The following is a 15,865-nucleotide window of genomic DNA, read 5'->3' on the forward strand; positions in this document are numbered from 1 at the left end:
ATCATGAAAAAGAACAAGATATTTTCTATGGCATTGGTATTGGCTTTTGGGGCTGGTGCAGCCTTTACCTCCTGTGTGGATACGGATTCAAGTTTGGTGGACTTCAATCCCCAACTGAATTCACCCAACGATACGGTATATTCTCTTTTGGGAATTATGAACAAGATGCAGGTGATAGCCGATCGCACAATTATTCTCGGTGAAATAAGAGGAGAACTTTCATCCGCGACTGAAGCAGCCACGACCGACCTGAAAGAACTGGCTGACTTCACGGCAACTACAGACAACCGCTACAATGCGCCGGAAGATTATTATGCCATCATTCAGAACTGTAATTATTATATTGCCCATGCCGATACGATGCTTTCTTTGCGTGGGGAGAAAGTGTTTATTCGGGAGTATGCTGCAGTGAAAGCTTTCCGTGCATGGACTTATTTGCAGTTGGCCATTTATTATGGTAAGGTACCTTTCTTTACGGAACCGTTGATGACGGAAGTGGAAGCGGATCCTTCACGTTATCCGTTTTATGATGTGAAGCAGGTTTGTGAATACTTCATTCCGGATTTGGAACCTTACGTGGAAACTGATTTTCCCTTAGCCGGAAACGACCGCTATTTCATTCCCGTGCGTGTCTTGTTGGGCGACCTTTGCCTATGGGCTGGGCGTTACCGAGAGGCTGCACAATACTATCATGACTATCTGACGCATCCCGACAAACCTTTGGCTCCGGCTGGAAACATGGAAGCCTATTGGGGGAATTACGAATTCAAGAGCCATTCGTCGAGTTATTCAAGTACTACCGATTTGGCTGGGATACGGATGGAAACCAGTGAATATGATGGAGTGGTAAGCCGATTGGGAGATGTCCTTAATTCTACGGAGGACAACCGTTATTATTTTGAGATGACTTCTTCACAGTCGTTGTTGGAACTGTCGCAGGCGCAGCGTTACGTGATGGTGTATACGGATCCGACTACAAATTTACGTGATACGATATCTCCGGGAGAGAACACGATTTATAATGACAGTCGGGAAAGGGGGGATTTGCGTTTGTGTTCAAATGTCAGGATGACGTACACGGCAAGTCGCGATGATTATTCGGAAGATTTTCAGACGGTAGTCCGTTTTCCTGTGACATCCAACTCGTCTTTCTTGTCGGAAATCCCTCTTTACCGGCTTTCGTCCATCTATCTTCGTATGGCCGAGGCTTACAACCGTGCGGGGCTGCCCGAATCGGCTTTTGCTATTTTGAAGTATGGCTTGAGTGACGGGACTGTGTCCAAGTATGTCAGTGCCGATGAACAAAAGCGCGCAGGTAATTTGTTGACGTGGAGTCCTTACAATTTCATTACACAGGATATGTCGTCCACTTCTACGACAACAGTAAATACGGAGGGAATTCATTCTTATGGCTGTGGTGAATCTTATGCCGATACGCTTTATGTCATTCCTGAAGGATTGGCCACTCATGAAGACTCCATACTCTTTGTAGAGGATAAGATTTGCGATGAGATGGCTTTGGAGCAGAGTTTTTTGGGGCAGCGGTTTGGTGACTTGCAGCGTATAGCACTCCGGCGTGATGACACGGACTTTTTGGCACGGAAGATAGCCGGACGCGCTGGGAAAGATAGTTTCAATACAGAACTTTATGGTCGCCTTTCAGATCGGAGTAATTGGTATTTGCCTTTGGAGTGATGCTATAATGTGTTGTAAATCAATGCTGATTGAAAGATGTTACAAATACGAAAGTATATGATACAAAATATTTTGGAAAAGATTCCGGCAAAGGCTAATTTAGCTGCCGGAATCTCAAATCCAACAAGAATAGAAGAGAAAGAGATATAGTAATTTTAGTATTAATCTTAAATTGAAGTTTATGAGGAAGAAAAACTTTTTGATGTTGCTCGGCCTTGCAGGACTTGGCTTGACAGTCCAGGCTCAGGTTATTGCAACGTTGGGTTTTGAGGATGGTGACCAATTCTACCATCACAAAGACTCTGCACAATTTGCAGACTTCTACGGTGACCATATCAATCTCCAGCCGGGGGATGTGTGGAATGAGAAATGCGAAGAGGCTTATTCTGGTACGTATGCCTTGGAGGCTAACAATTCCAATACGGTACAGGGGTCGCAATGGTTCCGTGGTTTGAAGTTGCGCTATTTGCCCATTGAGGAGGGCAAATCCTATCGTGTGTCGTTTTGGGTGAAGGCCAACAAAACCTTTACGATGGCCGACGGGGGCGATCCTATCAATACGGCCATCAAATCCAGCCTTTCTATCGGACGTGAAAATCTTGAGGCACCATTGATGTCGCAGAGTGGCACGCAGTACTATTATGATTGGAAAGACGGTATCATGACGGGAGATTGGCGCCGTTTGTCGTTCGTGGCTTACAATTCCGGAAAGGCCGTGCAGGACAAGTTCTTCGACCAGTTCGACGATAACATCAAAGACATCATCGTGAATGATCCGAATGACCCGTCGAAGAACGACACGATTTGGTGGAAGGGCGATGATACGTCATTCCCTAATACGTATTTCCTGACCATCAACATGTACAATCCTGGTCGTTATCTTCTGGATGATATTAAGATTGAAGAAGCCACGATGGCAGGCTGTACGTATAATTATGATGCTATCAGGGTGGATTTCGGCTATCCCACGAATGCTGCCCAGTTGGCTTCCGCCAGCACTGACCCTATCGGTGTGCACTTGTTGCCCAATTCGTATGTGAAAGTGATGAATGGTGATCAGGAGATGGAAGTGGCCAGCGTTGAGTTGAAGCAGGACGGCTACATGTATATCTTCATGGCGAATGAAATAGACGAGGATGAAAGTGCCGATATGAAGGTCAGCTTCACGCCAGATGCGGAATGCCCGCTCATTTACACCACCGACCAACGTCCGAGCATGGACGTAGAGAGCGAGATGAAAGTGCTCCCGTTCACGAGTGAAGCCATTTACTATGATGAGACTATCGAAGAAATGTCTTATTTGATGGATGGTCCGAATTTCTTGTCTTCCGTACCTGAAGACCATAGCTTCGAGTTGGATCCGGCCACGTTCAATGAGGTGCAGGTGAACTACGATCGTGCCGTTTCTACGGAAATTGCATCCGTTTTATTGATGCAGAATGGTGTGCAAGTAGCTGATTTGTATAGCTCCACTGTGGTGTCTGAGGACGACCCGAATACTTTGGTCGTATCGGTAGGGACATTGGAGAATGGCGAATACCAGTTGGTAGTGTCTAATGTGACTAATGCAGTGAGTGGTTTTGAGGCTTTACAGTCACAAACCATAAATTTCTCCGTAGGACCGGATTTGAACCCAGGTACGAGTGAAGTGATTTATTCTGCCGCGAAAGACTTTGCCACGTATGCCAACGGTACTTTCCCGAAAGGGTGGTTGTCGAATGATAATGGAACCATCCACCAGTATGGTGTGACGGAAACCGGTGAGGTCTGGAATTATAACTGGGGTGGTAACATCGGTGGTGGAGGATGCCGTTTGCAGGGTCCTTATACCGGTGATTTTAATGGTATGGGACTTTATTGGCGTGCTACTGGCGGTACGGTAGGTACGGCTACTTATGGCGAACAAGTGAAAGACTATGTGATGCCCGACGGGACTTTGGATCCGGAAATGGATCCGGGTGTGGCTCTCCATTTGACGCCGCGTAAATATCAGGTCTCGTTCCGTATGGCGGCATGGAAAGGTTTTGCCGATGGTACGTTCCCGAAATATGACTTCTCTCTCGAAAAGATTGATTTGAACAATCCGGATGCAGAAGGTGAGGTGGTAGCCCGGTTCAACGGTGTGGAAGCCAAGCCGAGCGTGGAGGGTGCTCAAAATGTTCCAGTGACGGGGACAGCCCTTTCCACTACGGAGTTCACGGTGGCAGAGGAGGGTTATTACATGTTGAAGTTCTCTTGCCTGAGTGAGGGTGGTTTCCACGAATTCCTTTTGGGTGCTGTAGAATTGATTTCCAAACCTTCCGATGCGGCCTATTATAAGGCTCAGTTGGCTGCGGCCATAGACAGTGCGACGGTGGTGGCTACGGGTGTGGAGAACGAAATCTATAATGGTACGACCAAGGCCGCCTTGGCTGAGGCTTTGGAGGCCGCCAAGAACGGTACGTTCAACAGCCCGTCTGCCATAGAGGAAATAAATGCGAAGTTGTATGACTTGTGTGGTAAGATGTTGGCACGCCAAGCTAATGTGGATTCGTATGATGTAGACATGCAGACTTTGCGCGACAACATGGCCAAGATAGACCCGGCTTCCAAATATGTGATGGCTGATGAATATATTGAGGGTGAAAACCTGTTGAAAGAATATGACGGCGTGTCTTCCTTGGATCTGGAAGATGAAGCTTTGTCCGAGGCTATAGAGAAATTGGAAGACATAGCTGCCAAGGTGGGCAACATCCAGTCTTGTGTGGATGCCTTGACCTACCGTCTTACGAAGTTTGCTACTATGGCAGAAAAGTTGGGTGCCGAGCCGGCAAGCCTGATTACGGACGCGCAGAATGCTTTGGACGACGATGATGATTTGGCAGCCAGCTTGGCTTACCATAGCAGGCAGACCCTTTATAAGATATTGGGAGAAACAGGTAAGATTACAGACGAGATGAAGGATACGCTGTACAGCGAGACGGAAACGGATGAGACTACGGCCACGGGCTATAAGGTTTTGGCTTCCGGTGTCGACCTGACAGGTTTCGTGAAGAACCCGAACTTCTATTCTTACATTAGTGTAGCTAATGACAGTGTGAATAGTGAGAACACGCCAGGTTGGAATGTTTTAGAAGGTAAGCCGATTGTGACCGTGGACGGGTCTTGGGGTGCTAATGAAAACAAGGCTGTAGCCGATAATCGTTTGCATGGTTACCAAATGGAGTACAAGATTTGCCAGACCCTGACCGATTTGCCGGTAGGTATATATGATGTGTTGTTCGACACTCGCACGTACAAAAATAGTGCTTGTTATTTCGATGCCGTGAATGATGAGACTGGTGTTCCTGATAAGTATATCTGGGCGGTGACTTCGGATGCGCCCAATGATACAATCCGTGTGTTATTTGAGGGTTGTGATATTAAGTATGAAACAGGTTGGGGAGGTGCTCCAACACTCATTCCTAATGTTACAGTAAAGGAAGGTACAGTGCTGACCATCGGTATTGCTGAGAAGTATGTTTCCGGAAAGAATTTCTGCCTCAAGGATGAGAGCGGTCAATGGTATGATGCCGGTCCGGAAGCAGGCGACCAAGGTAATTGGCAAACCCAGACCATGGCAGATGACGCACGTCTCTTCTTCAAGGCTCCGTTGGAAGGCTATGACTATGCCAAGGCGTATGCAGATAACATTGACGACGTGAAAGTGGCGGAGGCCGTGTCTTACGAGTATTACACCGTAGACGGTATGAAGCTCGAACGTCCGATGAAGGGTGTGAACTTAGTGAAGATCCACCGTGCAGACGGAACGACTGACGTGAAGAAAGTGATCGTGAAATGATAGGTATTAGATAAGCTTTATATTTAATTTTCACTCAGACAAGAGGGAGGCGGCCGGTATGAGGAAGCCTCCCTTTTTCTTTGGGTTGGGGAATAATTGATAAGACAGGAATTATGAAAAGTTTGAATCTGATGAAACCGGTCCTTTTATGCTTCTCGGCCTTCATGCTGCATGCGTTGGAGGGGCAGGGCAAAGGGTATTACGTTTCTGCCGCTGCTGGGGATGGCGGTGATGGGACGCACGTCCGGCCGTTTAAGGACATACAAGCGGCGGCTACCCTCGCCGAGGCCGGTGATACCGTGTATGTGACCGGCGGTTTGTATGTGGTAGAAGGCCTGAAACCCGGGCATTCCGGTAGCGAAGGCCGTTTTGTCGTATTTCGCCCTCTGCCGGGAACGGGCGAGGTGGTAGTGCGGCATCCCGACGTGTTGCCAGGGGATTATAGTGCGGTGTTCGACCTTTCCGGATTGAAGTACGTTTGGCTCGGTGGCTTCACGTTCCGGGATTTCAAGTATGCCAAGTGTGCCGTATCGATGAACGGGAGCGAGGGATGTGTAGTGTCCCGTTGCCGATTTGAACGGTTGGGGCATCCGGAGGTGGCCTCATGGAATGCCAATTCTGTGATTTGGATGGGGAACGCCCGTGGAAATTCGGTGGTGGACAATGTGTTTGAAGACATCATCGGGGACGGGGTATCCATTAACGGACAGCAATGTAACGGCAATCTGGTGGCTCGGAACTCTTTTGCGCGTTTCAGTGGCAAGAAACGCTCGTGGGGCGGAGAGAGCCTTTTCACACGGTGCATCGACGTGCAGGATATGTCGGACGGGAACAATGCTGTTGCCTTCAATTATTTTACGGAGGTGCCTACCTGCATTTGGCTCGATCGCGACGGAAGCCGCAACATCTTGCTCCGGAACAGGGCGCATGCCTGCCGGGATTTTATATTCAATGAGTCGCGGTGTGCGGAAAACATGGTGTCGGAAAATATAGGAGCCAATCTGGAAGGGATTGCTTATCAGACCGCACGTTACGAAACGGGGTGGACGGCCGATGCACAATGGACGAATAATGTGGCATTCCGTTGCAAGACGGGTTTCTTCATTCATAAGTCCCGGCGCGACTGGTTGCGCAACAACATCGTGTATGATTGTTCGGGGTATAACGTCGAGCTTTCCGATTCCGCATACGATTCCGGTCCTCATGTGTTTCTCGACAATTTGGTATATACACCAGGAAAGACGAAATCGTTGAAATTATGCGGTGGGGAAATGTCGTTACGTGCGTTCCAGACACGTCTCGGTGGAGAAGGCAATCTGGAAACGTCCCCCGGATTTGTCTCGATGACCTACGGACAGGAGGATTTCACGCTGAGAGAGGGTAGCCGGGCTAAAGGATACGGTTATGGCGGAGTGGATTTGGGGGCATATCCGGTGTATGGGGCGGTTCCGACGGGGCCGGAAGAGATGGATGACCCTTTCGCAGTACAAGCCGGTTTTGACGCGTATGCTTCATGCCTCGAAAGGGGAGCAGAGATGTCTTTCACAGTGCGGCTTTCACATGCTTATCGGGAAGAACTACGTTTGGCTTTGCAGCCTGTGGCCGGAGAAGCGCGGGCCGGAGAAGACTTCATCCTTTCGACAGACGAAATGGTTTTTCTTCCCGGCGAGACTGCAAAGAGTTTTACGGTAGAGGGGGTAGGTTCCTCGCCGTATGATGAGTTGCTGGCTTTACGCCTTGTGCCCCATTCGGATGAAGTGGGTGTGTGTGGCGGTCTGACGGTGGTACGGATAAAGAAAAACATGGATTCGGAACCGGAATCCGTAGAAGGAAATGTACAGTATGATGAGGCTTGCCGGATTTTCTTCGAACGTGGAAGCGGAAAACTGAAGGTGGAATGGCCAGACGAGAAGTTTACAGTGGGTATTTACCGTCATGATGGCCGTTTGGTTCATAGCGATGGTCCGGCCGATGGGAGCTATGTTTGGGATATGAACCATATGCCCCGGGGACTTTACATCGTGAATGTAAAGAGCCGGAAAAGAACGTCAACGAAGACTGTTTGTAAGTAACGTGAGTTCGATATAAGAAAAAAACGGGACACGCAAGCGGAAAACGGCCTTCCGACGGGCTTTTATTCGCTTGCTTGTCAAAGCATCGCCGCAACCTTGCGGATGTTTTCCAAGATTGCGGACAGCTTGCCATCGTGCCGGGCTGTCTGCATGTCGTAGTCGGATTGCATCCCCCGCCAAAATTCGGCATTTATACCCGTTGCCGCCTCAATTTTCAAGGCATATTCGGTGGTTATGGGGCGTTTGCCGTTTACAACCTCGTTAAACACGGAATATGAAACGCCTATCGTTTGGGCGAATTTCCGCTGTGAAAGCCCCCGTGCCTCTAACTCGTCTTTCAGTATTTCGCCCGGATGTATGGGCGTGGAAGGTTGCAACTCGTGCGGCGCATAGATTCTCTTTGCTGTTTCCATATCGATTACTTGTAATGGTTGCTAATATCCAACAATCGGCACACGGTTATTATTTGTTCGTTCACTACGTCCCTAACGGTAAATTCAAGTAGGTATTGTCGGTTTATCCGTACCGATGAAATGCCTTTTTTGTCTCCTTTCAACACTTCGTAATTAAGCGAATTGAGGCGGTACAGCATTTCAACATTGATGGCACGTTTAAGAGACGCGACCGCCTTTTGATATCCTTTTATAACTTCGGGCTGATAGCGGTGCTTTTTGTCGCTTGTGCGTCCTTGCTCGAACAATTCACGCAGGTAGTCTTTATCGAATTCTATAAACATAGTGCCTGGCCTGTTTGAGGGCAAAGATACCTATTTTGTTTGATATTCGCAAATTGTCGAACAAATTTATAATTTGTGTACTTGTCGGGAATCCGTCATCTCCCACACCTCCCCAGGAGTTTTGCAAAAAGACCTTTCATCTTTCAGGTTATGGGGTAACCGGTTGTAATATACTGTATTACGGACTGAAAGATGCTTCAGATATCTTTCAGTTTTCTTTCAGGGCAGAAAACGATGAGAAGTTCTCAGCCAAACGTTTTTTCAATCTCAGCCGAATGATTTTTCGTTTTCAGCCAAACGATTTTTCATTCTTAGCCGAACGAAATGAGGCGTGGCTGAAGGATGCCTGAAGCATCTTTCAGTTTATAATGCCAATGTAATGAGGAGATTATGGTGTAACCTGAAAGATGAAAGGTCTTTTTGCAAAAATCCTGGGGAGGTATAGGGAGACAGATTTCCTGTTTCCGGAAAGGCTCTTCATGCGTTTGGAAAATCATGTATCGCAGAGTAAAATGCGGTTGTTGTCGGAGGAGATGTTTTGCAAGGGATACGAACGGTGCGAAAAAAGGTTTGGACGTTGAGTGTCAGTGGAGATAGAAGTTTATCTCTTAAGAAGAGAGCAACCATTACACAAAGTTATAGGAAAAAAACTGATTTTAACTCCATTCCAAAAGATTTTTTTTCGCAGCATTTGAAAAAAAGAATTTTTTGTTATGAAATAACAATTCGTCTGGGGCTTCTTCAAACCTTATTATCAACTGTATATATCATCGGGTTGCTCTCTTCTTAAGAGATAAACCGATGGCAGAGCGTTTTCAAGGCCGGAACACAATGCAGAAAGTACAAATGAAGAATACTGTTTAATTAAAGCTTATATCTAAATCTATGAACTGGAAAAAAAATCTCTTAAGCTTTCTTTTGGGACTGTTGGGAGTCTTTATGAAAGCACAAACCCCAGTCTCTTTTACTTCAGATCAGGGACTGTCGAATACCTGTATCCGTTCCATCATGGAAGACAGCCGGAAAAATGTGTGGATTTCTACGCAAAGCGGCTTAAACCGTTATGACGGTGTGAAGATGAACGTTTATCGGCATAAAAAAGGTGAAGCCGGGACTTTGGGGCATGACATGGTAAGTTGTGCGTTGGAAGTAGAACCCGGTTCTGTGCTTATCGGAATGGAGTCCGGCGTGCAGATGTACTCTTATGATACGGACCGGTTTACCGATGTTCCTATTATCGTAGTCGGGGGCGACACCATCCATGCCCATGTAATTTCGATGACCAAACTGAGCGGAGATTCTATTTATGTCTGTACGGCCGGATACGGACTTTATCGCCTGTGTGAGGATGAGGATGGAAAGAAGTTCCTGAAAGAAATGAGAGATTTTCCGCCGGCTAAGGTCACTCTTTTGCAAATATTTGAAGACCGTGAAAAGAGAGTCTGGTTTGTAGATGCGGACGGAGGGATACATTGTTCGAAGGGTGGAAAACTCCGTCGGGTGGCAAGCTATCCCGGGGCTATCGAACTTTGTCAGAGTTCGTCCGGACATCTTTATCTGGCCACGGCTCATGACGGGTTATTGTGTTATTCCGAAACAGAAAATCGTTTTTATGATGTTTTTCCGGAAAGCCGCCGTTACGTGATGGCTTCCATAAATCCCGGATTGGAAGGACAGATATTGATATCTACCGACGGTGACGGGCTGAAAATCTATGATGAAGCCACCGGACTTATTACGCAGAGCAATATCCGTACGTATGAATATAACCTGGCTACGTCTAACGTGAAGGATGCCATTGTGGACAGCGATGGCAATACATGGGTCGGAGTCTACTGGAAAGGCGTATTGGTGATGCCCGACATGGCGACCAGTTTTGAATACGTGGGGCGTCGCTCGGTTCAGAAGAACACGATCGGTACGAATTGTGTGACGTCTATCACCGGCGACGGACATGGAAACCTTTGGTTGGCGGCCGACCACTGCGGGGTGTATCATCTGGCTCATGATGGCAGCAGCAGTGTCCATTTCAAACCGGGTGTGGTGAAGACGATGCCTTCCACGGTGATGAGCATGTTGGAGGATTCGGAAGGGACGTTATGGCTGGGTTCTTCGTGGTCGGGTGTGGCGAAGATGGACAAACATACTGGAGAGTGCGTCAACCTCGGCGCGTGGGTGAAGGACGGAAATAAAATACCGAATGCTTACACGATGGTGGAAGACGGTTATAAGAATATATGGATAGGGACGATGGGTAGCGGGCTGTTCCGCTACAGTCTGCTTACGGGAGAGTTGACACAATATAAGATGTTGGTCGATAATACGGTGGTCTACCCTTATCAGATTCTGAGAAACCTTTATGTGAGGACGCTGTTGGTACATGGTGATTTCCTTTATGTGGGTACGGCCGACGGGTTGGAGGTGTTCACTTTGTCTAAGGGAGGAGACATCCGTTTACGGGGGCGGTTTATGCTTAAAAGCAGTGTGCGCGACATGAAAGTGGATGCCGACGGAGTGCTTTGGGCTGCCACGACATTAGGACTTGTGCGTTTCGACATAGCGAACGAAAGCGTGAAGACTTATACCGTGGAAGACGGGTTGCCTATTAATTCCACATGTAGCGTAGAAATCGCTTCCGACGGGAAAATATGGGTGAGCACGGACGATGGCCTGACCTGTTTTAATTCGGAGAAAGGAACCTTTGACAATTACCACATCGAAGACGGACTGCAAGGAAATGAGTTCAGCGTAAAGGCTTCTTATTCTCAAGACGGGATGCTGTATTTCGGTGGTATCAACGGACTGACTTTGTTCCGTCCGTCGGATGTGGGGAAGCAAGCGGGGATGGAGAAAGTGGAACTTCGTATGGTGGATTTTTATGTCAACGGTAAGCCGGTGCATGCAGGTGACCGTTCGGGACATTACACGATTATAGACCGTTGGCTTCCGCTGGTGGACGAGGTGAACCTTTCCCATCGTGACAAGTCGTTCAGCATAGAACTTTCCACGATGAGTTTCAGCAACCGGCGTGTGACGTATTACTACTGTATCAACAATGGCGATTGGATTGCGTTGGAGTACGGGCAGAACCGTATATCCTTTATCAATATGGAAACGGGAACCTATCGCATACGTATGAAAGCCGAGGCATACGGGGAGTCGTCCGAAGTGAAGGAACTGACGGTGATGGTACATCCCGTATGGTATTTGTCCCCACTGGCCGTTATGGTCTATTTCGTGCTGCTTCTTTTTATCTTTTATGTGGTACTTTTGCAAGTCAAGGAACATTTCAAGGCCAAACGGATTCTTGAAAAGCATCGTCAGGTGGAAGAACTGAATGAAGCGCGTATTCAGTTTTTTATGAACATCAGTCATGAAATACGTACCCCGATGACGCTTATTCTCAGTCCGCTCATGAAGTTGATGAAGTCGGACAAAGACGAAACGCATCAACGCAGTTATTCGCTCATATATCAGAATTCCCAGCGTATTCTCCGGTTGATCAACCAACTAATGGATGCGCGTAAGATAGAAAAGGGACAGTTCCGATTGAAGTATCATAAAGTAGAGATGGTAGGTTTCGTCAATAATCTCTATGAGTTGTTCGAAACCACGGCTCATAATCGCGGCATTACGTTCACCTTTGTACATGATATGGAACGAATGGACGTTTGTGTAGATCCGCAAAACTTTGACAAGGTGGTGATGAACCTGCTTTCGAATGCGTTTAAGTTCACTCCCGACGGCGGTGTGGTCACCATCGAGTTGAAAGACGTGAGCGGTGACATACCCGGTGAACGGGATTTCAGGCTTTCGGTGACGGACAGTGGTGTGGGCATTCCCGACCAGGAGAAGAGCCGGGTGTTTGAACGTTTCTATTCAGGCAAATGGGGCGGAGATTATGTCGGTACCGGTATCGGATTGAATCTGACGAAATTGTTGGTAGAGCTGCATGAGGGGCGTATTTGGGCGGAAAACAATCCCGAAGGCCAGGGTACGCGTTTCATTGTGCAGATGCCTCAGGCGTTGGAGCTGCTGGAGGATATTTCGGATGACAAGATGCCCCAAGCTGTTTATTCCGCGCCCTTGGAGGCGGAGCATGTGGCAGAGACGGTAGCCGAATTGCCGGAAGAAAAGAAAGGAGGAAGTAAGCACGGACGTATATTGGTCGTGGAGGACGAGACAACGATACGGCGTTATCTGCATGGTGAGTTTGCCGGGGAATATCATGTCAGTGAATGCAGTAACGGGCAGGAAGCTTGGGATTACCTTATCCAGAACGTGGAGAAAGTGGATTTGGTCGTGAGCGATGTCATGATGCCGGTCATGGACGGTATTACGCTTTGCCGCAAAATCAAGGGGAGTTTCAATACGAACCATATTCCTGTGATTCTGTTGACGGCTAAAAGCGAAGATGCCGACCGTCTGGAAGGATTGTCCACAGGAGCTGATGCCTATATGTCCAAGCCTTTTAATATCGATATTTTGCGGCAGACCGCAGAGAACTTATTGAAAAATAAACGAAGATTACAGGGCAAATACGGTGTAGCCCTACAGGAAGAGAAAATGGATAAAATAGAATTGGTGTCTCCGAACGACCAGATGATGGAACGAGTGATGAAGGTGATTAACGAGAATATTTCCAGTCCGGATTTGAGTGTGGAGTTCATTGCCGATAAAATAGGTATCAGCCGGGTTCATTTCCATCGCAGGCTGAAAGATGCCACAGGATTGACTCCACGCGATTTCGTACGGAATATCCGTCTTTCGCAGGCGGCTAAACTTTTGGCCGGGAAGAATTTCGATATTACCGATGTGGCTATCGCTACGGGCTTCAGGTCTGTATCTACATTTTCTACGTGCTTTAAAGGATACTTCGGCATGACGCCTACCGAATATGCCCGTAAGAATGCCAAGACAAAAACAGAGTCGGAAAGAGAAGAGGATGAGGACGTTACTGAGGGACTGCCATAAACTATGGTCTCTTACGTAACAAAAAACTATGTGAAATGTAATATTCGCACATTTGTTACAAAATAGCAAAAATCCGTTACGCAGGAATAAACAGAAAAGGTTTATTCCTGCGTATTTTTGTTCCAGTAAATTCTTTTTGTGAAACTAAAAAGTATGGAGAAATGTTACGAAGATTTTTGTTATTCATGTTAGTAGTCTTAGGGCTGGGGAGCGCGGCAAGGGCTACGAGTAGGAAAACCGCTGATTTGAGTTTGGTCGAACCAAGCGGCGCAAACGCCCAGTGGGATTCGGAAACACATGTTTTTACTTGGACTTTTAGCTATGACGGTCGTATCTCGTTTCCTGATTTGACAGGTGACCTTTCTGGCTATGCCTTGGTCGTATTGGAAACGGAAGACTTGACCGATGGCAATTCGGAAGATGATAGTAAGCCCGGTTTTCGTCTGGACTTGTTATTGGAGAATAATGAAACTTTAATTGGCTATAATTATAAGGCCGCTTGGGAAACCGATGGACGTTTGGTCGTTGACCTGTCGGCATATGATAAAGAGAAGTTGGCACAAGTGAAAGAATTTCGTTTGAATACCAATAGTAATTCAGGTTCCGTGGTTGTCAAATCCGTATCTTTGGTGCCGCCTTTGTCATTGGACTTCGATGAGGACGGCAAGGCGTATATTCGCCCTCAGGATTTGGCAGACTTTGCCAATGGCCTTACAGTAGACGCGGAAACAGGCAAGATAACTAAGAGAGGAACTGATGCAGCCAATATAAAATTGCTTTTGGATGACGTGGATTTATCGGATGTTGCAAGTTTTAAGGTTGAATGTATTGAAACGACCACAGGCCTATGGACTACGACAACTTTCCGAAGTAATGATTGGTCTCAAGGTTGGTGGGATTCGCGTGCAGGTGCCACAGTCGAAGATAAATATCGCAAGGAGCTTTGCCACGCCTCTGCCATTGAATTGGGCTTTGACGAAAGTAAAGAAGGGGAAGTAACCATCAGTAGCATTTGTCTGCAAAAAGGTATGTTGACAGTGTCTGGAAATGACGTGGTGCTGAAAGATGTGCCTTTCTATGACGCAGCAACGGGAAGTGTTGTTACCCCATTATGGAATGTGGGAAAAGAAACAGCAGAGGTTTATGGAAATTGTAATAATGTGCAGGCTTGTGGCTTTTATGCCGATTTGGACGGTTATAAGGAAATCCGCGTTTATCCGGGCGATGGCTGTTCCAATTTGCGTTTCTGGTTTATGTCTGCCAAGCATTTCTGTGGAGGGGAAGGATTACGCTGTGATTGACATCGCTGGCATCAAGGCTCAATGTGCAGGGAAGGCTTACTTGATGGGCGCGAAAGCTAATGCCGGTACCAATGTTACCATTTCGGACATAACGGCTTTGAGCAATGCTGATTATACCATTGGTGGATTTGGCTTGTGGCCAACAGGAATGAAGGAAGAGATGTCGGCATCTGGTGCTTCGATTGTTGATGCTACCGGATTGAACAATTTCACTCCTATTGCTTTGGAAGCCGCCAACCCGAACTGCCTCTTCCTCGTGTCCGATGCTTCCAAGCTCTCCAACGAGAAGAACGTGTTGGTCAAGGGAGAAGACGGCACTTATGCCTGTGCCAACTTGGCTTTGGAAAGCGGATACTCTTTCCGTACTCCATACAGCTTTACAGTAGAGGCTGCCAGTGTGAAGAAAACGGTAGGCCCCAACTTCGGCACATTCGTGTCTCCTTTTGAAGTGGCCGTGCCCGATGGCTGCAAGGCTTACAACCTGACGGGCGTGGATGAAAACAACGTAGTGAAAGGCGAGGAAACGGCAACGGTTGCCGCCAACAAGCCCGTATTGCTGGCCGGTGACGGCGAATGCACGTTTGAGGCAGAGGACGTGACCGTGGAAGCTACCCCCGCATCGTTGGTGAACGGCATCCTGAACGGTGTGTACGAAGCTGGCACCACGGCCCCGGAGGGCAGCTACGTGCTCCAGACGCAGGATGACGTGACGGCTTTCTACAAGGTGGCCGAAGGCGGGAAGCAGAGGGTAACCCCCTTCACGGCCTACCTCGCCTTGCCTACCGCTGCCGCTGTGAACGCCAAGTCGCTGTCTGTCAGCTTCGACAACGCAGGCACTACCCGTGTGGACGATGCCGCTGCCGAAGGGCCGGCCACTGTGGAAGCCGTTTACGACCTGCAAGGCCGCAAGTTGGGAACTCCGATAAAGGGCGTCAACCTGCTGAGACTGTCGGACGGAAGCGTGAAGAAAGTAATCGTAAAATAAGTAATAACCCATAAAAACAAAACAAGATGAAAAAAACATATCAAGCCCCCGCAGTGGAGGTCATGGGATTGGATGGTGACAGGCATGTCATGATGGCGTCGAACTCGCTACCCGGAGTGAATGAAAGCCCAAGCGATACCGAATACGGTTCTCAGGCCAATGTGAGCATCTGGGACGATATATGGTGAAAAAGAAGGAATAAGTCTTTTCATATAATGTTAGTTAGATTTAGAATGCGGAGTGCGCTGGGAAGTGATTCCCGGCGCATTTTTTTGCATAAAT

General features: G+C 47.7%; 9 protein-coding genes. 7 read left to right on the forward strand and 2 right to left on the reverse strand.

Annotated elements, in window-relative coordinates:
• The first annotated feature begins 3 nt into the window (after positions 1-3).
• From HMPREF9441_RS09125 to HMPREF9441_RS09135, 3 genes are all read left to right on the forward strand, one after another.
• Positions 4-1,695, forward strand: a complete 1,692-nt coding sequence (locus tag HMPREF9441_RS09125; RefSeq protein ID WP_008620384.1) for a RagB/SusD family nutrient uptake outer membrane protein — start codon at positions 4-6, stop codon at positions 1,693-1,695.
• Between the two features lie 181 nt (positions 1,696-1,876).
• Positions 1,877-5,515 carry a hypothetical protein gene (locus tag HMPREF9441_RS09130; RefSeq protein WP_008620385.1) on the forward strand — a complete coding sequence of 1,213 codons (3,639 nt, stop codon included), beginning with the start codon at positions 1,877-1,879 and terminating at the stop codon, positions 5,513-5,515.
• A 113-nt stretch (positions 5,516-5,628) separates the two neighbouring features.
• Positions 5,629-7,587, forward strand: a complete 1,959-nt coding sequence (locus HMPREF9441_RS09135) for a NosD domain-containing protein (protein ID WP_008620387.1) — start codon at positions 5,629-5,631, stop codon at positions 7,585-7,587.
• A 77-nt stretch (positions 7,588-7,664) separates the two neighbouring features.
• Here the strand turns inward: HMPREF9441_RS09135 and HMPREF9441_RS09140 are convergent, their stop codons facing one another.
• Together HMPREF9441_RS09140 and HMPREF9441_RS09145 are read right to left on the reverse strand one after the other, a co-directional pair.
• Complete coding sequence (locus HMPREF9441_RS09140; RefSeq protein ID WP_008620389.1) at positions 7,665-8,000, reverse strand: HigA family addiction module antitoxin; 336 nt, start codon at positions 7,998-8,000, stop codon at positions 7,665-7,667.
• 5 nt (positions 8,001-8,005) lie between these two features.
• Positions 8,006-8,323 (reverse strand): type II toxin-antitoxin system RelE/ParE family toxin, encoded by a 318-nt coding sequence (locus HMPREF9441_RS09145; RefSeq protein WP_008620390.1) that lies wholly within the window; start codon positions 8,321-8,323, stop codon positions 8,006-8,008.
• Positions 8,324-9,208: 885 nt separating this feature from the next.
• On the opposite strand from HMPREF9441_RS09145, the gene HMPREF9441_RS09155 reads away from it, so the two are divergent.
• The 4 genes from HMPREF9441_RS09155 to HMPREF9441_RS18625 all read left to right on the forward strand — a co-directional run bounded on the left by HMPREF9441_RS09155 (position 9,209) and on the right by HMPREF9441_RS18625 (position 15,771).
• A complete protein-coding gene (locus HMPREF9441_RS09155; protein ID WP_008620397.1) occupies positions 9,209-13,297 on the forward strand; it encodes a hybrid sensor histidine kinase/response regulator transcription factor in 4,089 nt (1,362 codons plus the stop codon).
• A 161-nt stretch (positions 13,298-13,458) separates the two neighbouring features.
• On the forward strand, positions 13,459-14,598 hold the full coding sequence (locus HMPREF9441_RS09160) for a hypothetical protein (protein WP_244949709.1): 1,140 nt from the start codon (positions 13,459-13,461) through the stop codon (positions 14,596-14,598).
• Entirely contained in the window at positions 14,591-15,583 is a 993-nt protein-coding gene (locus HMPREF9441_RS09165; RefSeq protein ID WP_244949710.1) for a hypothetical protein, read from the forward strand. Before HMPREF9441_RS09160 ends, HMPREF9441_RS09165 begins: the two co-directional genes overlap by 8 nt.
• A gap of 26 nt (positions 15,584-15,609) precedes the next feature.
• Positions 15,610-15,771, forward strand: coding sequence for a hypothetical protein (locus tag HMPREF9441_RS18625; RefSeq protein ID WP_008620412.1), 162 nt, complete (start codon positions 15,610-15,612; stop codon positions 15,769-15,771).
• The last annotated feature ends 94 nt before the right edge of the window (positions 15,772-15,865 follow it).

Origin of the sequence: Paraprevotella clara YIT 11840 (genome assembly GCF_000233955.1) — a bacterium.
Taxonomy (GTDB): Bacteria; Bacteroidota; Bacteroidia; order Bacteroidales; family Bacteroidaceae; genus Paraprevotella; species Paraprevotella clara.

What these genes read in the sequence shown, in the direction of transcription:
- HMPREF9441_RS18625 (WP_008620412.1), top strand. Translation starts at nt 15,610, where the DNA reads ATGAAAAAAACATATCAAGCCCCCGCAGTGGAGGTCATGGGATTGGAT.
- HMPREF9441_RS09135 (WP_008620387.1), top strand. Translation starts at nt 5,629, where the DNA reads ATGAAAAGTTTGAATCTGATGAAACCGGTCCTTTTATGCTTCTCGGCC.
- HMPREF9441_RS09130 (WP_008620385.1), top strand. Translation starts at nt 1,877, where the DNA reads ATGAGGAAGAAAAACTTTTTGATGTTGCTCGGCCTTGCAGGACTTGGC.
- HMPREF9441_RS09145 (WP_008620390.1), bottom strand. Translation starts at nt 8,323, where the DNA reads ATGTTTATAGAATTCGATAAAGACTACCTGCGTGAATTGTTCGAGCAA.
- HMPREF9441_RS09140 (WP_008620389.1), bottom strand. Translation starts at nt 8,000, where the DNA reads ATGGAAACAGCAAAGAGAATCTATGCGCCGCACGAGTTGCAACCTTCC.
- HMPREF9441_RS09125 (WP_008620384.1), top strand. Translation starts at nt 4, where the DNA reads ATGAAAAAGAACAAGATATTTTCTATGGCATTGGTATTGGCTTTTGGG.
- HMPREF9441_RS09160 (WP_244949709.1), top strand. Translation starts at nt 13,459, where the DNA reads ATGTTACGAAGATTTTTGTTATTCATGTTAGTAGTCTTAGGGCTGGGG.
- HMPREF9441_RS09155 (WP_008620397.1), top strand. Translation starts at nt 9,209, where the DNA reads ATGAACTGGAAAAAAAATCTCTTAAGCTTTCTTTTGGGACTGTTGGGA.